The sequence below is a fragment of the Gemmatimonas sp. genome, assembly GCF_036405635.1.
In the GTDB taxonomy this organism is placed as follows: Bacteria; Gemmatimonadota; Gemmatimonadetes; order Gemmatimonadales; family Gemmatimonadaceae; genus Gemmatimonas.
Genome location: NZ_DASWXE010000185.1, coordinates 1 through 21,714, shown reverse-complemented (window position 1 = coordinate 21,714; position 21,714 = coordinate 1). Strand labels below are relative to the sequence as shown.

Sequence of the window (21,714 nt, the reverse complement as noted above, 5' to 3'; positions counted from 1 at the left end):
CCAAGCTGCCGATTGTTGTGCGCTAGAGCGCGGCAGCCACTGCTTCAACCAGCTGTGTCGGCGTGAACGGCTTGGCAATCACATGCGCGTCAGCGGGCAGAACCGTCATGCGCATGGTGTTGTCGGCGGCGTAGCCCGTGAGGAACAGCACCGGGATATTGCGTGACGTCACCAGATCGTGCTTGGCGAGGTCCACACCGCCAAGGCCCGGCATCACGAGGTCAGTGACCAGCAAATCGATCTCGTCGCCCTTGCGCTTGAGCATATCCAGTGCGTCCACGCCGTTCTTCGCCACGTGGACGGTATAGCCCGCCTCGCTCAACACATACTCGGTGAGTTGGCGCACGTCGCGATCGTCTTCCACCACCAGCACGGTGCCGCTCTGACGCTGCATGCGCCGCGCCGCCGTGGAGACCGTCATCGCCGCGGGCTCTTCCATGGTGCGCGGCAGGAACAGCTCGAAGGTGGTTCCCCACCCGGGCGCACTTTCCACGCCGATGAATCCGTTGGATTCGCGCACGACATTGAGCACCGTGGCAAGCCCGAGTCCAGTGCCCTGGCCCACCGGCTTCGTGGTGAAGAACGGCTCGAAGATGCGTTGCTGCACGTCCGGCGTCATGCCGACGCCGGTGTCCCGCACGCGCAGAATCGTGAACGATCCATCGACGGTACTCGCAGGGGTATCGCCGCGTTCGTGAGCCGCCGACAGGTCTTCGCGCGTGGCATTGCCGACTTCGATCGTCAACGCACCACCGCCGGCGCCCATCGCATCGCGCGCGTTGATGGCAAGGTTGAGAATCACCTGCTCGATGCGGCCGAGGTCGATGTGCACATTGCCCGTGTCCGGGGCGATGCGCACCGAAACCGTGATGTGTGACCCGATGAGGCGCCGGATCATGAGTTCGAGATCGCGCACGACATCGCCAAGTCCATGCACCTTGGGGTGCAGCACCTGCTGACGACTGAATGAAAGCAGCTGTCTGGTGAGCAATGACGCGCGATCAGCGGCCTTGCGTACCTGATTGAGATCGGCGCGCAGTCGGCCGTCTTCACCCGCCTCGGCAGTGGCCATATCGGTAAACCCGATTACTGCCGTGAGGATGTTGTTGAAGTCGTGCGCAACACCGCCAGCCAGGCGTCCGATGGATTCGAGACGCTGCGTCTGCCGCATCTGCAGCTCGATGGCCCGAATGGACGTGACATCCGCCAGCGTCAGACAGATCGCGCCCTCGAGATCGGCGCCGTGGTCCACCCGGTAGGCGGTTGCCGTCCAGACACGCGGCGTGCGCATGCCCGACACCTCCACCGTGTTGGAGGGATCGTTGATTTCGATGCGTTGGGTTTCGTGCGTGCTGCGGGCCTGGTCGATGAGGGCCCGCAGCGGTGCGTGGAAGCCGGGATCGAGGCTGCCCAGCGGCCCCCTGCCCGCCGCATTGGACTGCTCGAGCGAGCGCCACGCGGTATTCACCAACACCAATTCATCTTCGACGCCAATAATGGCAAACGGATTTGGTGAGATGTTCATCAGCACCGTGAGGCGGTCGGCCGTGCGATCACGCAGGGCTTTCGCTTCCTGGGCCTCGCGCGCCTCACGCACGGTGGTGCGCACGAATCGCGTGAGCGCATACCAGATCGCGACCAGCGACGCGATGATCGTGATCAGCAGCGCGATGCGCCAGCGGCGCTCCACGGAGATACGCGCCTGATACAGGCGATTCTCCTCTTCCTGAAACTCCCGCAGCGTCTGCTGCAGCAACAGCTTCGCTTCGATAGCTGCTGCCGCACTGCCCTCGCGTGCCATCAGGTGCATGTCGTTGTTCCACCGATGCACGGCTTCGAGCACTGCCGTCGCCCGACGATACTGGGCGGGGTTGTCCTTGGTCAGGATCAACATGGAGTCCAGCGCAGCCAACAGATCCGGACTGAGCGGTGCAGCGACCGAGGCCGTGGCGACCGAAGCAGCAGGTGTTGGCGCTGGCGTTGGCGGTGCCATTGGCACCACGACCTTCTGATGCTCGAACAAGTGCGCCTGCACCGAGCGCACGTGCCGCATCACTTCGCGCGTGTGCGCCACCCATCCCGTCGCCCGCTCCAGCGCCAGACCGCCAAACACCGTGATGGTTGCGACGATGGCGAGGGACAACAACGCCACGCGGTGGAGATGGCGCAATCGCATCTCCACCAAATCCTCAACTCCCATCAGGGCAAGCAAACGCTTCATTGGCACCTACCTCGAGCACCGGGCACACGGGGTGTACGACCCCAATACATCCCTGCCGGTACTCTATGGTGCGGAACGTGCGGGCGCGAGTGGGACGGATGCAAGACGCAACTGTGTCGTCACGATCTGGCACATCGAAGGAGCGGCGAGCCCGGCCGGTGGCGCGGGGACGACCAATTCGTCGGATATTCCACTCTGTGAAACGGACGGCGCACTGCCACCACCGGGCACAGCCGTGCGCTGCACACGATAGCGTCCCGCAGGCAGACCGAGCAGATAGAAGCCGCCATCGTTCATCACGTCCACTTCAAATCGTTCATTGCGCTCGACGTTGGCGACGAGCAGGCGGGAAGGCAGCCCCTGCCGTACACCAGTGCCCGATGGGTCCATGACGACCTGTCCCTCGACAATAGCGCCGTAGCGCAGACCGAGGTCGATCTCACCAATGCCCGCCGACGGCACCTGCACCAGCCATTGCTGCGAGATGGGGCGCCAGCACGGCAGCGGCAGCGAGGTGGAATCGACAAGCACCGTGACCGGCTCACTGGCCGCCAGCCCGAGGATATCGGCTCGGCCCGACACGTCGGTATCCGCACGGCGATTGCCGGCGATCACGCTGACCTGCGGCAATACCGGCTCGTTCTCGTCGTAGCGGCCGTTGTTGTCCAGGTCCAGGTACACCCGCATCCGCAGGCCGCCACCACGAATCGCGCGGTCGGCCGTGGCCCGCACGCTCTGCTCACGGGCATTCAGCACAACCGAACCCGTCGCCATCTGTGTGATCGTCGACGCGCGCTCGGTCCACCGCTGACCGTTCACGTCACCCACGGCGGTGTTGTGCGAAGCCGAGGTGGTCAACCGCGCCTGCGGCAGGCGTGGGGAGATCATCACCATCCACCGACCACTGCGTTCCGCTTGCGAGTATGACCGACCCACCTCGACCTCGGCCAGCGGCAGCGAACCGTTGAGTCGCAGGTCGAGGCGCACGGCCCCGGTCTGGCTGGTGGTGCCATTCTGCCGGTTGTCCAAGGACACCGAACCGCGCATCCACCACTGCGTCGTGCCGGTCGACATCCACTTGGGCGCCGCGCTCACGTCCACACCCACCGAACGCGTGGTTGTGACGTTGTTGTTCGACGCCACCAGGTTCGCGCTCGTTGCCGTCGGCGTGCTGATCGACGGCGTGTTCATCACCATCGTTTGCATCGCGAGCGGGGTGGACAGGCGGCTCTGCGCATCCCACGCCATCACGATGGCGGGCGTGCGCCCCGGAGTTCCCAGATGCATGCGCGTGTAGCGACCGAAGAATTCCGTACGAAACGCACCCACCTGCCCCACCAGGCCCAGGTGTCCCAGATCGAGCTGGTCCGTGGTGCCCTTCGCACGGTTCCACATGCCCATCAGCGACAGGCGCTCGATGGCCGGCACGCCCACCTGCCACTGCGCCGAATGCAGCGTCCGTCCAAGCGAGCGGCTGCCGCTCACGGTGAGCAGATGAAACGGCGTCGGATTCCAGGTGGCCTGCCACCGCGACAGCGCGTCGCCTTCATGCGGGACACCGAACAGCGCCTGCAGCACGATGGAGGAGCCCACCAGCGCATTGGCACCCACGTACGGCTGCCAGCGCCCATCGGTCCACGTCGTACCCGCGCGTCCGGTGAAGCGCGGAAAAATGCCGAAGCGCCAGTCGGTGGCGGCGCGCCACTGGCACGGCGCACTGTCCGCGACAAACAGGGTGATCGACGCCGTGCAACGGCCGACCGAGGCCAGGTAGCGGACATCACCACGTGCGAGCTGGGCCGCCGGCGCGTGCACCATGCGCGAATAGCGGCGCTCGAGACCATCGGCGCCCCATCCCACCACGTCATAGCGCACGGCCTCACCGGTGACCGGGATGGCCATCGCCATACTCGAATCACCAAGGCGCTGCATGCTGATCAACTGGTCGTTGACCATGCCGACATAGCTCCACTCGGGATGCGCCGACTTCGCGATGGAGACCATCCGCGGCTGATAGGTCTCGCGCACCGGGCGACCAAACGTGATACCATCGAGGCGCACCGGCTGCGGGCTCGCATCGTCGACCACCCCCAGGCTGACCATCGGACGTGAACTACCGGGACGCGGACGGAACGTCCAAGTGGTGTTGTCGACGTGCGTACCACTCAAGTCATGACGCACGTCGACACCGAGGTCGCCGCCGACGATATGCGTGGAAGCACGAACCAGCGAACCGAACTGCCATGCGCCCGGCAAGGCTTCACCATTCAGCGAGCCGCTGCGCGACATGCCATGCTGCGCCGACACCAGATAGTCAAGCTGCAGTACGCCGAGCGTACCGCCCACCGGGCGTGCAACGAGCATGGGCGGTGCGGCCGCGAACGTCACCGCGGCAGGCGGCTGCGACGCCGACGAATCATTGGCGACGCGAATGGCCGAAGAGTCCGACGTGATGCGGCCGGCTTTGGGCAGACGGCTGTCGCGCAGGAGCTTCGCGCGCCGCACCACAGGTAGATGGTTCGCTTCGCGGATGACAACCACCGCCGAGGCAAGATCCACTTCCACGATCGCATCGAGCGCCGTCGACAGCGTGGCGACAGGCACGTAGCAGCTCGGCTCCTTGCGATCGAAGGCCGATCGGCAGAGCGTGGTAGCCGGAGAGTTGGCATGCGGCTTCACGCGGACGGCCGCACCAGGTACCGTACGGCGCCATCCGGCATGCGCCAGGATGTCACGGGCGTCAAGCAGCACCACTCCATCGAACTGCTGATGGGCCAACACGGTCGCGCGGTGCGCGTTTTCGATGCTGAGTTCGAGCGCGATCTCGAGGTAGCGCCGGTTCCCCGTCTCCTCAACCGCCGCGACGACCGGTGTGCCCAGCACCCCCACAGGCGCTTGGGCCTTGACCGGCGTGGCAACCACGCACGCGGCGAGCCCCCCCCCTGCCATCAGGAGTTTGGCCGGGTGCATGACTCCCGAACGACGTGCGGCCGGCACTGTGGCCTCAGATGATTGCGGCGACAGTCAACGTGACCGTCCCCGTATAGTTGCCCGCAGGCTGGTTGAGTGGCGGCGACGTCGACCCGCCCACCCAGACATATACATCTCCCGCCACGAGCAGTACCAACGCGAGCACACCCACATTGGGATTGAACGTCACCCCGCCCGCAGGATTGGTGTTGTTGAGCCGATAACGCGCACAGGTCGTGCAGAACGACACCGGCATCGTGGCCCCACCACCGACGCGCGTAAGCACCGTCGGCAGGGTCATGGTGAAACCCAGACTCAAGCCCACGTTCGCGCGAATGCGGAATGACATGGCCTGCGCCGCCGTCGGTGCAATCGTGGATGTGGTGCCACTGATGATCGCACCAAAATCCAGCCCGCTCAGGGCCGTCACCTGCGTCTGCGCGCTGGCAACACGCACAGGCCCGAGCAGCAGCACGAGGCTGCTGACCAAGGCCAGCGTACGGGGCCAGCGATGGAGCACCGGCATCAGGGAACCACCACCGCGGTGCGCTGCTTCACCACTTTCGCGGGCAGCAGCATGCCGTTCGGCACATCCGGGCGCTCGGGGCGCGCGGACAATTCGAGCTCGTAAGTCCCCTTCGGCACCGAGGCGAGACCGAGCGTGATCAGCGGCTCGAGATCATAGTACACGCCGAGGGGAATGTCCTTCTTGCCATGCACGCGGCCGGTGCTGTCACGCAGCACCGCCGACACCGAGCCGACAAACGCCGCGTTGCCACCGCGCTGCAGCCGTACACGGGTTTCGATCTGACCATTCGCCACACGGGTGTTCGGCGCCGACATGTCGAGCGCCGTGGAGAGTCCCGCCGGACGATAGAACACCGCCAGCACCGAACGCACTTCAAGATCCAGCGCCACCTGCGCATCGGCTGGAGCATCGGTCGATGTGCCCACCGCCATCGGCCGACCCTGTCGGCTCGTGACGATGAGGCGAGCCCAGTATTCCTTCGCCTCGAGTTTGCGCTGCGGAGCGGCCACCAGGCGTACCACCTGACGACCGCCGGCCGGCAACACCAGCCGCGACGGGTATGCATGCACAAAATCCACCGCCGACGGCATGCTGTCGGCAGGGGACTCGTCCAGCGTGATGTGCATGTTCCCAACACTGTCCGTCGCCGGCAGTCCGAACGTGAACGACAGCGAGACTTCTGCCGGAGCGGTGCCGGTGTTCACGAGCGTGATGGCCGTGGACGGGCGATTCGCATCAATGATGATGGCGGTGGGGGCGATCAACACCGACTGCGCGGACAGCGGTGTGGCCGCCAAGGCGACCACACCCGCTGCAATCCGCATCAGCCGCATCGCGTCGCGTACCCATTCACCTGCGCGCCACACATTGGTGTGGACTCGATCATTGAATGCGAGGATCTTCATCGTCGGATGCTATTAGAAGTAGACGACGGTGAGCGTCAGCGTGCCGGTGTACGCACCAGCCGCCTGTGAGCTGCCGGGGTGCGCGGTGGCACCCACGAAGACGTACAGGTTACCCGAGCCGCTCAGCACCGCCTGGGTGGCCGAGGCGCTGGGCGTGAAGTCCGTGCCCGCGCTGGCGCTGTTCGTCGTGTTGCGACGTGCGGCCCAGGAATCCACGGTGAGCGAATTGCCACCGCTCGTGATCGTCGTGGGAATGCTGAACGTCATGCTGACGTTGCCATTGGCAGCGCCGGAGATCGAGAACGCGGCAGCGGCGGCATCCGTGACGGCCACTGTCTTGTTGTTGCCCGGGAACAAGGTGCCGAACGCCAGGCCATTGGTGGCGCTGACCGACAAAGGCTGCGACACCGAGGCCGTCACGTTGGCACTGGCCGACGTCTGCGCCTGCAGGCGACCGGCGTCGAACATCAGAAGCACCAAGGAAACCGCAATGATCAATTCAGCAGACAAACGAAACGCGCGCAGCCCAGCCAGCGGGTTGGACAAACGAAGCGACATACAGACCTCCACGAACAAAACCAACCGAGATGAAGAAGGCATCGCGCTGCGATGCCGGTGCCGACGTCAGCGCCGGCGTACTGCTTACTCACTTCAGTGTCGGAATTCCTGTGGACGGCTTGAGAGCCGGATGTCCGAAAATGGCTTACAAGTGACTTACAATGACCCTGCCAGCTGCACAGGAAGAACACCCACGGTCCGCATCGCCCGACCATCGACCCGCTGTATGAGGAAATGGTCATTTTCTGTAATGACGTCGGTTTTGGCCACCAATGGGGAGGCATCGAACACGGCCATGGCCGCACCAAAGAGGGTGCGCACCAGCGACGCGCCCGCACAGCGATGGCGGCCGTCCCCGAAGAGGAACTGCGGGTCGTGCGCCACCAAGAGCATCACCCGGTCGCCCGGGGCGATGACGACCTCGCCCAGTGCCACCTCCGTGAGCGCCGTGCGGAAGAGCGCCCGCACCGGAGACGCGGAGGCCAGACGCGCCTCCTCCGATCGCGTGGGAACGTCAGCGGTCGCTCCTGCCGGACAACGGCGATGGCCCCCCTCCGGCGATCGTCCCAGCACTCCGGCCGCAATGAGCGCTGGCAGCGTCTGGGTGAGCGCGACCCACGCCTGAATATCCAGCCCGTCGCCCGGGCGATCGGCTCGGCGGTACGGAGCCAGGCGCTCCAGCAGCCCCAACGTCGCCGGCGTCGCATCGGCAGGAAGGCCGGTCGAATCTTCCACCTGTGCCGCCACCTCGAAGACCCGCCGGGCAAGCGGCTCGGCCTCCACCACCACCGGCAACGGGATATCCAGCAACCGGGCCGCCACCGCATGGCTCCACGGGCGCAGTACGGTGGCCATCAGGTCCATGACCGCGGGATCGTCTCCCATCGCGCGCTGGTCAGCGGCGTCCAAGGCAGCGGCCAGCGCCTGCGACGCCGCGCGCAACTGATTCACGAGATCATCAATGACCTCGGCATTGGGGTTGAGCAGACTAGCACTCGCCGACGCCTGCCACCACCGGAACGGCTGATCCGCCACCTCGGCCACGGCCGCCGGGTCGATGGCGGTCTCACCAAGCATGCCGAAACGCGCGTCCCGCAGAATCACCCGGATGTCGGCGGGTCTTTCCATCACCCACACGCCATCGGGCACGCTGAAGTACGGCGCGCGCAACGGCGGCATGTCGCTCACCCCGCTCAAGGCTCGCCGCGGCGCTTCAGTTCCGCGTCCAGCATGAGGTCTTTGGCCATGAGCCCGGGGCGGAGGGGACGAAGCGGCGGTCTCCCAACATAGCGTCACTGTCACTGCTGAGCCATGAAGGTGCGACGTAACTATCCGCGCTGGCATACGTAGATTGACCTGAATGCTCACCACCGCCGATCTCGACTTCTTCAGCACCGTGGCGCGGTCCCCGTCGCTGGCCGCCGCAGCGCGTGAACTCGATGTCACGCCCTCTGCGGTCACGCAGCGCCTGCAGGAGCTCGAGCGCCGACTGGGCGTGCGCCTGGTCGATCGCAGCGGGCGGCACATCGCCCTCACCGACGAAGGGGAACTGCTCGCATCGCGTGGACGGGCACTCGCCGATGACATCGCCGAGCTGACGGAGACGCTATCCGCCCGCGGCGGCGCCGTGGCCGGTCATCTGCGCGTGGTGGCCCCCTTCGGGTTCGGGCGGGCGTACGTCGCCCCAGTGGTCGCGTCGTTTCAGCAGGAACATCCGGCGGTGACCATCGACCTGATGCTCTCCGATCGTCGGGGCAAGGTCACCGACCATTCCTGGGATGTGGCGGTGCACATCGGTGAGCTGCCGGAATCGTCGTTCGTGACACGTCCGCTGGCGGCCAACGATCGGGTACTCTGCGCCGCGCCATCGTACCTCGCACGCCATGGCACTCCGGACGCGCCGCGCGATCTACTGACGCATCGTTGTATAGCGCTCCGGGAGAACGACGAGGACGTCACGCTGTGGCGCTTTGGTCGACGTGGGGCCCCAGCGGTTCAGGTGCGCATCGAGCCTGTGCTGGCCAGCAATGACGGCGATGTCGTGCGCGCATGGGCCCTCAGCGGTGAAGGGATCATCGTGCGCTCGGAGTGGAGCATCGCCGATGACCTGCGCGCAGGTCGCCTCGTGCGGCTGCTCGACGCCTACACTCTCCCCGATGCGCCCGTCGTTGCGCTGGTTGGACCACGCAAGGGACGCAGCGCGCGCACCACCGCCTTTGTGCGCGCACTGCAGCAGGCGCTCACGCCCGTTCCCTGGCGCGCAGAGACGCCGAGCTGATCGACACCGTTACAGCGACAGCCTGAACTCCGCCTCGGCCACCACCGTCCCGTTGATCTGTACCTCCACGCGGTGCACGCCCGCGTAGTAGCGACGGGTGGTGATCGGCTTCACGGTGTGCTTGCGAGTGAGCGTGCGTGCACCGCGCGGCGGCAGGGTCAGCGACCACCCCTTGAATACCTTGGGTGAGGTGCTGCCATCGGCCTTCACATGGTGCACCACGTAGTCGATCACCAACGACTGCGCCTGCTTCGCCGACGATGTGAGTTCCAGCGTCAGTTGTGTGGAACCACCCAGCGTGATGCGACGTGGCGCAAGCGACAGGACAGCGCTGCCCTTGAACCGCGCACCCAGTCCCCACGCGTCGAGGATCCGCGCGTCACCCTTCTTGATCAACGTGCGGCAGGCGTGCTTGAGCAGAGCGCGACGTTGGTGAGAGGCACCTGGCAGATGACGTTCCACCCACTCCGCCACCAGCGCCGGATGATCCTTGGCGATGTCGTTGAGATGATTCGCGACACTGCGCCGTACATACTCGCTGCGGTCGTCGAGCAACACTTCCAGCAACGGCAACGACGGTGACGGGTCCGCAATCAGGGCACGCAGTTGTAGTCCCCACGGCAATCGTGGACGGGTGCCCTCACTCACCAGGCGCCGCACATGCTCGCTGTCATCATGTGCCCATGTGGCCAGTGTGCGATACGCGAGCTCGGGATGCGCCACGATGATCGCACGGATGGCGAATTCCGCGGTGAAGCGCTGTGTGAGCGCATGCAGGAACGCCAGCGCTCGTTCCGGGTGCTCGACACCACGCCGAGCCGCGTATTCACCGACGGACCAGAGGAACCAGCCACTCAAGCCCGTCTTGGCGAGATGCATGGCTGGCGCGTCTTCACGCACACCCACCGGCGCCAGCGCCCGCTCGAGGAGCGTGGCCGCATCGTCAAAATCCGGCGGCAGCGCATCGGAGAGTGCGTCGGCCACACACATGGCCCGCGCTTTCAGCTCGAGCGCGTCGAGTTGAGGGACCACTCGCGCCACAAACGGCTTCGCCTTGAATCGCGCGTCGGTGCGTTGCAGGTGATTGGCGGCACTCTGCACGAGTTCCGCACTGATGAAATTCTTGAACGGTTCTGCCATGCAGGGAAATCTGCCCCACTGCGCATGTGACGCGCCACGCACGCGCTGCCATGCGTCCCAAGACCTTTCCCGACATGGGCACTGCGGGACAATTTTCGTGTATTGGCTTCGACGCCCTGCCCCGGAGTTTTTTGCATGCCCCGTTCGACCGTACTGGCCACCTTGCTCGCCACCATCGTCGTTGTCGCACCGCGCAGCAGCGAGGCCCAGGCGAAAGCGCCAACCAAATCGCAGGCCAAGATCGCCGGCAGTGCAACCAAGGCTGGTGATGCGTCGGCGTTGCTTGGCGCCTGGTCCGGCACAGCCACGATTCCGCTGGGCGACAGCACCATCGTGGTACCGGTGACCTACAACTTCACGCAGACCAACGGCGCACTGGGCGGCGTGGCCATGGTACCGGGACAGGGCTCGGGCCCAATCGGCAAGGTGGTCACTGAGGGTCAGCGCGTGCGCTTCGTGGTCACGGCACCTGAGAATCGCCTGCTGGAGCATGACGGCACCTTGTCGGCAGCGCGCGTCATCGAAGGCATGGTGAATCTCGACAACAAGCCCATCGCCAAGTTTCGCATCACGCCCGCCAAGGCGACGCCGGCACCACGCTGAATCGACGGTGGGCCGGCGTGTGAGTCAGCGACCGCCGGTGAGCGGTCGCTCCATCTGCAGCAACTGAAACGCCGCGTTGGACACCAGACAGTAGGCAGTGAAGTAGTAGAACCCCACGCCCGCGATAGCCGACAGGTTGGCGGTCCCCTTCGCCACCAGCAGCGCGATCAGCATACCGACGGCAAACACGTCGGCCATCGACCATTTGCTGATCGCCCGCACGAAGACGAAGAGCCGATACGACCACGGCGAACCCCGCAGGGCGAGGATCGGGATGAGCAGCGCGGCCTTGGTGAGCGGCACCAGCACGCTGAACAGCAGGATCAGTCCGGCCACGAAATCGTTGCCCGAGGCGTGCAGACTGCGAATGGCCCCCACCACACTGCGTGTCTCGTTGGTGAGCTCCCGCGTCACGCCGAACAGGTCCATCGTCGCCTTGATGGTCAGGACGGGTTCAACCAGCCCGGGCCAGAGCAGCGCGAGTGAAATCACGGACAGCAGCAGGGCGAGGCGATTCCGGTTCGTCATGCACCGACGTTACCACTCGGCGCGGCGCTCCTCCAGACATCGGACAGACATCGGCGTATCTTCCGTCTCCCGCCACGTACCCATGCTGTAGCTGTTTCGCCGTCGTACCGCCTTCGACCCGCTCACGCTCCAGAGACGCCTCGCCGGACTCATGACGACACCCGACGCACAGTTCGAATCCGCCGTGGCGCTGGCCCATCGGCTCGACCAGGAAATCGGCCGGGTCATCATCGGACAACGGGCGGTGCGCCGAGAGGTGCTGACGTGCCTGCTGGCGGGTGGCCACTGTCTCCTGCGCGGGGTGCCGGGGTTGGCCAAGACGCTGCTGATCAAGACGCTCGCCGACGCGGTGCACCTGCGTTTCAGCCGCATCCAGTTCACGCCCGACCTGATGCCGTCCGACATCCTCGGCACCGAGGTGATCGAGGAAGATCCGTCCACCGGCAAGCGCCACGTGCGGTTCATCCCCGGACCCGTGTTCGCCAACGTCATCCTCGCCGACGAGATCAACCGCACGCCCCCGCGCACGCAGTCGGCGCTGCTCGAGGCGATGCAGGAGTATCAGGTGACGGTGGGAGGGGTGCGGCATGCGCTCGAGCGCCCACTGTTCGTGCTGGCCACCGAGAACCCCATCGAGCAGGAAGGGACCCATCCCCTGCCCGAGGCGCAGCTCGATCGGTTCATGTTCAACGTGGTGATCGACTATCCGGACATCGACGACGAGCGCCGCATTCTGGCCGATACCACGGGAGGCACGCCCACTGCGGTGACACCGGTGGCGAGTGGCGAAGAGCTCGAGTCGGCAAGGCATCTGGTGCGTGCCATGCCCGCCGCGTCCAACGTGGTGGACTATGCGCTGCGACTGGTGCGCGCGACGCGTCCTGCCGATGCCACCTGCCCGCCGGAGGTGCGCGAGTGGGTGCGCTGGGGCGCCGGCCCTCGCGCGGGTCAGGCATTGCTGCTCGGCGCCAAGGCGACCGCACTGCTCGATGGCCGTGTCGTGCCGTCTCACGCCGACATCGCACAGGTGGCACTGCCCGTGCTGCGCCATCGACTGCTCGTGAACTACCGTGCCGAAGCGGAAGGGGTACCGGTCGATCGCGTGATCGGCCGGTTGCTCGACGCCGTCCGTCCGTAAGGTCGACCGAAGTGGAGACACACCTGTCCGGTCTCCCACCGACGCTCGTCACCGCCATCGATGATCTCGAGCTGGCGGCGCGCGTGGTCGTGGAAGGGCTGCGCGTGGGTGGTCATCGCAGTCCGTTCAATGGCGCGGGCGCGGAGTTTCATCAGCATCGGTTGTATCGCGCGGGCGATGATCTCAAGCACCTCGACTGGAAGGTGTACGCGCGCAGCGACCGCCTCTATACGCGGCAATCCCGCGAGACGACCAACGTCGGCATGATGCTGGTGCTCGACACCAGCCGCTCGATGGACCACCCAAGCGGCGCGGCAAATTCCAAGCTGCGTTACGCCATCCTGCTGGCCGCGGCATTGGCGTATCTCGCCATCGAGCAGGGCAATGCCGTTGGTCTCATGACGCTGTCCCGCCCGGACAATGCGCGCGAGGCCGCCATGCACTACCTGCCGGCACGCAGTGGCCGTGTGCACCTGCGCGCGCTGCTGGCACGACTCGGCGGCATCACTGCCAACGGTGTGTGGGACCCACCGCTCGCCATCGGTCGCGCGGCGGAGTTGTTGCAGCGCCGGGGCCTCATCATGGTGTTGTCGGACTTCTATGATCAGGAAGCCGAGACCCAGCGGGAGTTGCGCCATGTGGTGCAACGCGGCCATGACGTGGCCATGCTGCAGTTGCTGTCGCCTGATGAGCGCACCTGGTCCTTCGATGAGCAGGTCAGCGTGCGGGACCTCGAGTCGGGCAGTGAACGTCTCGTGGAGCCGGCAGTGCGCGCCACCTACGCGGCGGCGCACACCGCATTTCTCGGACGCTGTCATCGGTTCGCGCAGCAGGAAGGCATCGACTACGGCCTGTTCGATTGTGGCGACGCACCGGAACAGGCGTTGCGCGACTACCTGCTGCGCCGTTCCCGCGGAGCGGCGGGGCATGAACACAGTGCGCCGTGAGCCGCCCTGAGCCGCCGGTGACTGCCGCATGATGCAGTGGCTCAATCCGTGGGCCTGGGCCGGACTGGCCGCGCTCGCGATTCCCATTGCGGTGCACCTCTTCAGCCGACGGCCACCGCGCACGGTGGAGTTCCCGTCGCTGCGCTTTCTCGACGCGTCTCCACTACGCCCGACACGGCGTTCGGTGCTGAGCGACCTGCCGTTGCTGTGCGTGCGTATGCTGCTACTCGGCACTGCGGTACTGGCGTTGGCGCAGCCGTTGTGGGTGAAACGCGGCGCGCCAACGCGTGACGGTACCGGTGTCGCTGAGGGCGGCGCGACGGCTTCCACCGCGATGATCGCCGAGCGTCGGACACCGCAGAATTCCACCAACGGCGGCGCAACGGATCATGTGTCGCAGACTGGTGACTCGCTGCTGTTGTTCGCCGAACCATTTGCCCTGCGCCCCGCAGTGTCGCGCGCGGTGGCCTGGTTGCGCACGCGGCCATCGCCCCGCGCGCTGGTTGTGCGCAGCAGCTTTCCGGTGAGCGCGCTCGATTCCGCCGACATTGCCGCGCTCCCGGGCGATGTGCGGGTGACGCTGATCCACGAGCCACCCTCACCGAGTGCGGGTCCTGGCGTCATCGACTTCCGTGTCGCACGCGATACGCTGCAGTGGATCACCGGGCTGGACGCACGTACGACCGACGAGGTAGTGACGGCGGTGCACGCCCTGGGTGGAGCGGTGGTGCTGTCAGTGGACCGTTCGGTTGTGGCAAACGGTCTCCGCTATCCTCTGCTGACCAGCAACTCCGTCAGCGACATTGGCACGTTCGGTGACACCATCGCAGCGCCCCGCCGCGCCCCCGCCGTGGCACGACTGCTGGCGGTGGCGAGTGATCGAACCATCGCGTCTATCGTGAATGGATGGTCGGGAGCTTCGGCAGACAGCACCGGCCACTCACCTGCCGCTCTGCACTTCCCGTTGCATTTCGATGTCTCGGGCCAGCCCGTGCTGGTGGGTGTGGTGCAAGGCGGCCAACCAGTGGTCATTGTCAGGACCGCAGAACGACCCACGCTGGCCACCGCCACACTGCTGGCGATGTCGGACAATCCGGTCATCCGAGCTTTGCGCGCGCACAACGGCATCGACCGTGATCTGCACAGCGCGGCCACCATCTCACAGTGGCAATCGTTGCCATCCGGCCCGTCCATCGGCCTCGGCTCAGTCACCGATCGGCATTCCACGGAGACGTGGGCGCGCTGGGTATGGGCGGCCGTACTCGCCCTGGCTGGTGTGGAGTGGCTCATGCGGCGGCGGTCATGACTCGATCCGCCTCGGCTGTGGCATCGGTTGAACGGCTACTGCACACCATCAGTGCACGACGCGCGTTGCTGAGCGCCGGCATGGGCGCGGCCATCGGATTGGATGTTGCGGTGCTGTGGGAACTGCGCCACCTCATTGTCACGCCGCTGGTGACGTCGCACGCCGGGCCGGTCGCCGCGGTGCTGTGGGCTCTGCTACGCGCGGCTCTGTGTGGCGCTGCAGGGGCGGCTGTCGGCTACGTGATCGTGCGGGCGCGCCGTACACGCGCCATCGCCGCAGCCGACATGGAGCGCTTGATCCCCGCATCACGCAACCTGCTGTTCACGGCGCTCGAAGCTACCGACGAACAGGAGCCCGCAGGCCTGGCTTCGGCCGAAGCCCATGCCACCCTGCGCCATCGTGCATCGCAGCTGGCCACCGCGGTCGACGTGCCGGTCTTGCTTCCGTGGACATCCGTGAGTCGGGCCATCGCAGTGTCGCTGGTGTTGTGGGTGATGGCGGTGGTGGCTACACGAGCCGTTCCCGCAGGTGCCCCTGACCGAAGCGTTCGCAACGTCATTGCCCGCGCATCGGGAACGGCATCCATCTCGCGCGTCGACGTCACCGTGATCCCGCCGGCCTATACCGGCCGCGCCACGCAGCGACTGCGCAACCCCTCGCGCATCGAGGCGCTCGAAGGGAGCACGATCGTCGTGACCGCTGCCGCGACAGGCAATTCGTTGATCGTGGCTACCGACTCCGGTGAAGTGCACGTCCCGCGGCCGGCAAGCGGTGACTTCACCTGGCGGGCAACCGTACAGCGCGACGGCTTTCTTGCGCTCTCACCCGCCTCATCAGGCAACACCGCCGACCCGCGTCTCATCGCGATCGCCATGCAGGTGGATGCGGCGCCCTCGGCGCGCATCACGGCACCGGCGCGCGACATGATCGTGGACAGCACGCGCGCACCGCTCGCGGTCACGATCGAAGCGAGCGATGATATCGGGCTCCGCACCTTGGAACTGCACATCACCAAGGTGTCTGGCTCGGGTGAACGTTTCACTTTTGACGAAGCGCGCATTCCACTGCAGGTCACGCGCAGTGCCCTCACCGCGTGGCGCGCGACCGGTACGCTGCCGCTCGACACACTACTGCGCGAGCCGGGTGACCTGGTCGTCTACCGCGCGCGTGTGGCCGATGCACGGCCGGGTGTACCACCCATCGAATCCGATGCATTCATCGCCGAGCGCGCGGCAGCCGGTGGCATCGCCGCAGCGGGTTTTGCGCTCGATCCGGATGAAGACCGGTATGCCGTCAGCCAGCAGATGGTCATTCTCAAGACGGAACGCCTGATCGCAGCCCAGAAGTCGCTGCCCCGCCCGGCTGTCGAAGAACAGTCCCGCCAGTTGGCCGCCGAACAGCGCCGGGTACGCGCCGAGTTCGTGTTCATGATGGGCGGCGAGTTCGAACAGGCGATGATTGCTGATGAAAACGGCATCGCCGATCTCGACGAATCACACGAGGCGGAGAGTGAAGGTGACCTGGCCGCTGGTCGCATGGTGAACCGCGGGCGCACCGCACTGCTTACCGCCATTCGTGCGATGAGCCGCGCCGCACTCACACTCGGCGATCAGGATCTCGCGACCGCGCTACGCCACGAGAAGACCGCGCTCAACAATCTGCAGGAAGCCTTTTCCCGGCAGCGCTTCCTCATGCGGGCGCTCACGCAGCGGGAGGCGCTCGACTTCTCACGGCGCCTTTCCGGATCGCTCGACAGCATCGCCCGCCAGACTCGCCCCACGCCAGTCGGCGAGGTGGAGACTCAGCGTGTGGCCGTTCGCGATGTGCTCGATCAGGTACGCGCGCGCGGCAACAGCACGACGGGCCCATCGTACAACAGCCTCGCGCTGCGGGTATTGCAGCTGGATGCAAGCAATGCACGGGCGCAGCGCATCGCGGGCTGGTTGCAGCAGGCAGGCGGCAATTCGGGAGCCGCACGCACCGCGCTAGATTCGGCGACGCTGGGCCTTTCGGATTGGCTGACCACATTGTCCCGTCGCCAGTGGCCCGCGGACGAGGCCAGCCTCGTGCGCGACATTCAGCAGGAGCTCGGGCGCAGTCGCAACCGGAGCACGCCCCCGTGATCGATACACCCGGCACGACCCGGCACCTGCGCGAACAGGCGGCGAGGATGGTGGCGATCGTCATCATTCTCCTGGGCATCATCGACCCAGTCTTCACGATCACCCGATCGGTGCCACCAGTGGTCGCCGTATGGTCTGCCGACAGCAGTCGGTATGCCCCAGAGCTGAGTCGCGTGCACGCAGCGCTCGCACCACATGCGGCTGTGATCTTCGGCCCGGCGCCTGAAGCCGATGCGCAGGTGACCGTTGGCGCTGCGCTGCCCACGAATGTTACGGCAATGACAGCAGACACATCGGTTGCGTTCGTGGTGAACGTCGGCACCACCCGCGGTGTGCATGTCGAGCGCTGGCGGGCACCCAATGTTGCAACACTCGATGGTCGTATCGTGCTGGAGACCGGGCTGGCCCGCGATGCCGCAACGATCGCACCAGCGAATGCCGCCGACTCGGTGCGCGTTCGTGTGGAAGTGCGTGACGACAGCGTGCTGGTTGTCGAGCGGTCGGTGAGCCTGACGGCTGGCGCGCGCGCGAGCGTATCCTTGCCCTATGTGCCAATCCGTGAAGGCACGCAGGTGCTCGACATGCGCCTTGTCGAGGGCGCTGATACTGTGCACTGGCAGCACGCACTGCACATCCAGTCCAAACCGTGGCACGTGCTGGTGTACGACCCACGGCCATCCTGGTTGTCGACGTTCGTGCGACGCACCGTCGAGCGTGACGCACGCTTTCGTGTGAGCAGTCGCGTTGTCACATCCCGGCAGGTCAGCCGCGCCACCACGCTGGCCCCGGGATCGCTCGCCGCCGTGGAACGACAAACGCCGCTCCCCGACGTCTTGGTTGTCGGCGCGCCGGATGCCTTGAACGCCGCCGATGTCAACGCGCTCGACCGGCTGCTTACGGTTCACGGTGTCGCCGTTGTGCTGCTCCCCGATCACCTGGCGCCGGGCGGTTCACTCGCCGCCGCACGTACTGGTCTCGATGCGCTCGTACAGGCTCGTGAATGGCGCCTGCTGCCACCGCTGCCGTCCAACGCACCGCGAGTGGTGCGTCAGGCCGGCGCCCCCGGAACGGCGATGGATTCGGTGCACCTGCTCGCCACGTCGGTGGCCACGCCGCTGGTCATGCCCCACGACGCCGAAGCGGTCGCCACGACATCGGCTGGCGCTTCAGTCGGTACACAATCCACCGTAGCGTGGCGTGTGCCTCACGGCCGCGGCACGCTGCTGGTGCACGGCGCCTTCGACGCGTGGCGATTTCGTGATGCGGCACGCTCCACCTTCGACGCCACCTGGCGCGACCTGATTGCCGACATGGCCGCCCGACGCACGCCCTTGCTCGCAATCAGTGCGGCACCGGCAGACGAAGCCTGGCCACGATCGGTGCTCTTGCGCACGAATGCATCCGGCGCATCGGGGAACGAGCGTCCGTTGGTGCGACTGACTCACGCCGGCGACACCGTATCGGTGCGCCTCCTGCCGACGAACGTGGCCGGCACATGGCGCGTGACATGGCCTGCCTTCACCCGCGCCAACCCGCCCGTCGCGCTCCTGCGTGCCACATGGCAAGGCGACACCGTCTTCTCGCCGGTGCTGGTGGACAATGGCCAGCAACTCCCCGACAGCCGCACCACCGAACAATTGGCAGCCTGGGCGAAGTCGCGGGGCGGACGCATGTTGTCCGGCCAGGGCATCGACTCCCTGCCCGCACTCATCACCCAGGCCATCGGCGATCGCCGTCGCCCGTCCCCGTGGCACCCCATGCGAATTGGCTGGTGGATCGTGCCGCTGGCCCTCGCATTTGGGACGGAATGGTGGCTACGTAGGCGTCGCGGCTCTCCCTGATTTTGACTCGTCCCGTCCCAGCACTCCCTTTCTTCCCCGCGTAACCCGCGCATGTACACACGCGATCAAGTGAAGGCCATCACCGACAAGGTGATCGACATGGCAAAGGCGGACGCCGTCGAGGTGCAGTTCACCGGCGGTGAACGTTCCGGCACCCGATGGGCGAACTCGTCCATCACCACCAACCTCGTCCAGTTCGACCTCAACGTGAACGTCACGGTGCGGGTCGGACAAAAGGTCGGCACGTCGAGCACACGCGACACCTCCGACGCGGGTCTCAAGACGATGATCGCCGAGGCCATGGCCGACGCGCAGGCGGCGCAGGACTCGCAGAATCTGCCGGAGCTGCTCGGCGCACAGGACTACATCCCCATCGATTCGGCACTGCCGAACATGGTGAGCGTCGGTCCCGCTGAACGGGGGCGCATGGTGAAGGAGAGCATCGACATTGCCGCATCACGCGGAGTGGTGGGCGCGGGCTACATGCCCAAGAACGATCTGGCAAATGCCACCGCCAACTCCAAGGGCCTCTTCGCCTACTATCGCTCGGCCGACATGGGCTTCGTGCTCACATGCCGCATGGCGGACGGGAGCGGCTCTGGCTTCGCGGCGATCGGTGGCGTGAAAGACTTCAGCATGATCGACGTGAAGGCACTCACCGAGCGCGCGTCAGACAAGGCGCTGCGCAGCCGCAATGCCAAAGCGCTGGAGCCGGGTCGCTACACCGTCATTCTCGAGTCCCGCGCCAATGCGCGCTTCCTGTCGCTGGTCACGGGTATCTTCGCGGCGCGAGGTGGTGGTCCCGACGGTGCTGCGGGCGGCCCACCGGGCGGCGGCGGCGGCGGCGGCGGTGGTGGTGGCGGAGGTGGCGGTGGCATGTTCGGTGGCATCGGTGGCCCCGACAGCTTCATGCGCGGCAAGAAGCCGGGCGACAAGATCTTCAGCGATCTCTTCACGCTGAAGAGCGACATCGGCAATCAGGTGCTGCGCCAGTCCACGTTTGGCCCCGACAACAAGCCATCGGCACCGGTGACGTGGGTGGAGAACGGTGTCTTGCGCACGCTCGGTACCGGTGCGGCCGCGACGACCAACCAGAGTCTCGTGCAGGAAGGCAGCAACCTCTCCGTCGAGGACATGATCAAGCAGACGCGACGCGGTCTGCTCGTCACCTCGTTCTGGTACATCCGCGGCGTGCCGTCGCAAGAGCAGCCGCTGCTCAACACCGGCATGACACGCGATGGTCTCTTTCTCATCGAGAACGGCGAGATCGTCGGACCGGTGCAGAACTTCCGCTGGAACATGTCCCCACTCGTTGGCTACAACAACGTCACGCTCGTGGGGAAGCCCGTGCCGATGCTGCTCGGTGAATCCTTCGACAGCAGCAATGCGGCGCTGGTGCCGCCGGTGCGCATCGAAGAGTTCTACATGACGTCCGTCTCTCCTGCGGTCTGACCGACTCCCTACTTTTTCTTCGACAGAATCCTCCCATGAGCTCTTCCCGTCGTGATTTTCTGAAGAAGTTCGGAGCCGGTGCCGCGCTCACGCTGTATTCGCGTGACTTGTTCGGTCAGGTGCTCGCTGATTCGCCGCAGGGCCGTCCGCTCGAAACCCGCTTCAAGGGTCTCGCCGACATCGTGTTGGCCGAAGGCAAGATGGCCGGCTGCAGCTACACCGATGTGCGCTTCACCATGACGTCCATGTTGCCTGGTGCCACGGTGAACATCCGTCCCGGTGGTGCGCCCGCGGGTCCCGGTGGCGGTGGCTTCGGTGGTGGTCGTGGCGGCGGTGGTGGCCCAGGTGGGCGTGGTGGTGGGCGCCGCGTGCAGGGCATTCCGTCCGACGCCGAGCGTCAGCCCGGTGGCTTTGGTGTGCGCGTGATCCACAGCGGTGTGTGGGGCTTTGCATCCAGCCCCATCCTCACCGAAGACGAACTGCGTCGCGTGACGCGCGTGGCCGTCGAAGTGGCGAAGGCCAGCGCCATCGCCAAGAAGGCAGACATGAAGCTCGCGCCAGTGAAGCCGTATCAGGAGCACTACATCACGCCGATGCTCAAGCATCCCACATCAGTGTCGGCCACGGACAAGCAGGCCTGGGCGCAGGCCATCGCCGACAAGGCGGCGGCCGTGAAGGGCGTGACTGCGGTGAACGTGGCGTGCAACCATGGCTATGAATGGCGCTACTACGCCAGCAGCGAAGGCTCGTACATCGAGCAGGAGCTGTTCACCACCACGCCCACATTCTCGGTGACGGCGCGCGTCGGTGAAGTCACGCGCACACGCAACTACTCGGGTGAGGCGGGCACTGGCGGCTGGGAGTTCGCCGAGAAGAGCGACTTCCTCGATCAGGCCGAAAAAGTGGCGACCGATGCGGTGGAGATGTGCACCGCGAAGCCGTTGGGTTCGAGTGGCCTCAAGGACCTCATTCTCTCGCCGTCGCACGCGATGCTCACGATTCACGAGATCGTCGCGCACGCCACCGAAGTGGACCGCATCGTGGGCTATGAGGCCAACTACGCCGGCACGAGCTTCGTGAAGCTCTCCGACGTGGGCAAGCTCAAGTACGGCTCCAAGCAGTTCAACGTCACCTGTGACAAGACCAGTGCGGGTCTTGGCACCGTCGGCTTTGAC

The 21,714-nt window shown here is 65.9% G+C and carries 17 protein-coding genes; 9 read left to right on the top strand and 8 right to left on the bottom strand.

The features are described 5' to 3' along the window. Positions 1-22 precede the first annotated feature (22 nt). The 6 genes from VGE27_RS14775 to VGE27_RS14750 form a co-directional block, all read right to left on the bottom strand. Entirely contained in the window at positions 23-2,221 is a 2,199-nt protein-coding gene (locus VGE27_RS14775) for a response regulator (protein ID WP_331050438.1), read from the bottom strand. Between the two features lie 63 nt (positions 2,222-2,284). Then, entirely contained in the window at positions 2,285-5,170 is a 2,886-nt protein-coding gene (locus VGE27_RS14770) for a hypothetical protein (protein WP_331050437.1), read from the bottom strand. A 55-nt stretch (positions 5,171-5,225) separates the two neighbouring features. Continuing rightward, the gene (locus VGE27_RS14765; RefSeq protein WP_331050436.1) at positions 5,226-5,717 is read right to left on the bottom strand and encodes a DUF4402 domain-containing protein; all 492 of its coding nucleotides are present in this window, start codon (positions 5,715-5,717) and stop codon (positions 5,226-5,228) included. Next, positions 5,717-6,625: a hypothetical protein gene (locus tag VGE27_RS14760; protein ID WP_331050435.1), complete on the bottom strand. Its 909-nt coding sequence runs from the start codon at positions 6,623-6,625 to the stop codon at positions 5,717-5,719. The genes VGE27_RS14765 and VGE27_RS14760 overlap by 1 nt, the downstream gene beginning before the upstream one ends. 12 nt (positions 6,626-6,637) lie before the next feature. Further along, the gene (locus VGE27_RS14755; protein ID WP_331050434.1) at positions 6,638-7,183 is read right to left on the bottom strand and encodes a DUF4402 domain-containing protein; all 546 of its coding nucleotides are present in this window, start codon (positions 7,181-7,183) and stop codon (positions 6,638-6,640) included. A 156-nt stretch (positions 7,184-7,339) separates the two neighbouring features. After that, positions 7,340-8,371 (bottom strand): hypothetical protein, encoded by a 1,032-nt coding sequence (locus tag VGE27_RS14750; protein ID WP_331050433.1) that lies wholly within the window; start codon positions 8,369-8,371, stop codon positions 7,340-7,342. A gap of 172 nt (positions 8,372-8,543) precedes the next feature. On the opposite strand from VGE27_RS14750, the gene VGE27_RS14745 reads away from it, so the two are divergent. Next, positions 8,544-9,461 carry a LysR family transcriptional regulator gene (locus tag VGE27_RS14745; protein WP_331050432.1) on the top strand — a complete coding sequence of 306 codons (918 nt, stop codon included), beginning with the start codon at positions 8,544-8,546 and terminating at the stop codon, positions 9,459-9,461. A gap of 9 nt (positions 9,462-9,470) precedes the next feature. Here the strand turns inward: VGE27_RS14745 and VGE27_RS14740 are convergent, their stop codons facing one another. After that, complete coding sequence (locus tag VGE27_RS14740; protein ID WP_331050431.1) at positions 9,471-10,601, bottom strand: DNA alkylation repair protein; 1,131 nt, start codon at positions 10,599-10,601, stop codon at positions 9,471-9,473. A 135-nt stretch (positions 10,602-10,736) separates the two neighbouring features. On the opposite strand from VGE27_RS14740, the gene VGE27_RS14735 reads away from it, so the two are divergent. Next, on the top strand, positions 10,737-11,204 hold the full coding sequence (locus VGE27_RS14735) for a hypothetical protein (RefSeq protein ID WP_331050430.1): 468 nt from the start codon (positions 10,737-10,739) through the stop codon (positions 11,202-11,204). Between the two features lie 24 nt (positions 11,205-11,228). Here the strand turns inward: VGE27_RS14735 and VGE27_RS14730 are convergent, their stop codons facing one another. Further along, the gene (locus VGE27_RS14730) at positions 11,229-11,732 is read right to left on the bottom strand and encodes a paraquat-inducible protein A (RefSeq protein WP_331050429.1); all 504 of its coding nucleotides are present in this window, start codon (positions 11,730-11,732) and stop codon (positions 11,229-11,231) included. A gap of 151 nt (positions 11,733-11,883) precedes the next feature. On the opposite strand from VGE27_RS14730, the gene VGE27_RS14725 reads away from it, so the two are divergent. The 7 genes from VGE27_RS14725 to VGE27_RS14695 all read left to right on the top strand — a co-directional run. Further along, on the top strand, positions 11,884-12,870 hold the full coding sequence (locus VGE27_RS14725; RefSeq protein WP_331050428.1) for a MoxR family ATPase: 987 nt from the start codon (positions 11,884-11,886) through the stop codon (positions 12,868-12,870). A gap of 11 nt (positions 12,871-12,881) precedes the next feature. Continuing rightward, positions 12,882-13,817, top strand: coding sequence for a DUF58 domain-containing protein (locus VGE27_RS14720; protein WP_331050427.1), 936 nt, complete (start codon positions 12,882-12,884; stop codon positions 13,815-13,817). A 28-nt stretch (positions 13,818-13,845) separates the two neighbouring features. Continuing rightward, positions 13,846-15,123, top strand: a complete 1,278-nt coding sequence (locus tag VGE27_RS14715; RefSeq protein WP_331050426.1) for a BatA domain-containing protein — start codon at positions 13,846-13,848, stop codon at positions 15,121-15,123. Then, positions 15,120-17,246, top strand: a complete 2,127-nt coding sequence (locus VGE27_RS14710) for a hypothetical protein (RefSeq protein ID WP_331050425.1) — start codon at positions 15,120-15,122, stop codon at positions 17,244-17,246. The genes VGE27_RS14715 and VGE27_RS14710 overlap by 4 nt, the downstream gene beginning before the upstream one ends. Then, a complete protein-coding gene (locus tag VGE27_RS14705) occupies positions 17,243-19,087 on the top strand; it encodes a hypothetical protein (RefSeq protein WP_331050424.1) in 1,845 nt (614 codons plus the stop codon). The genes VGE27_RS14710 and VGE27_RS14705 overlap by 4 nt, the downstream gene beginning before the upstream one ends. A gap of 51 nt (positions 19,088-19,138) precedes the next feature. Beyond that, positions 19,139-20,539 carry a metallopeptidase TldD-related protein gene (locus VGE27_RS14700; RefSeq protein ID WP_331050423.1) on the top strand — a complete coding sequence of 467 codons (1,401 nt, stop codon included), beginning with the start codon at positions 19,139-19,141 and terminating at the stop codon, positions 20,537-20,539. Between the two features lie 35 nt (positions 20,540-20,574). After that, on the top strand, positions 20,575-21,714 hold a 1,140-nt coding region (locus VGE27_RS14695), incomplete at its 3' end, for a PmbA/TldA family metallopeptidase (RefSeq protein ID WP_331050422.1).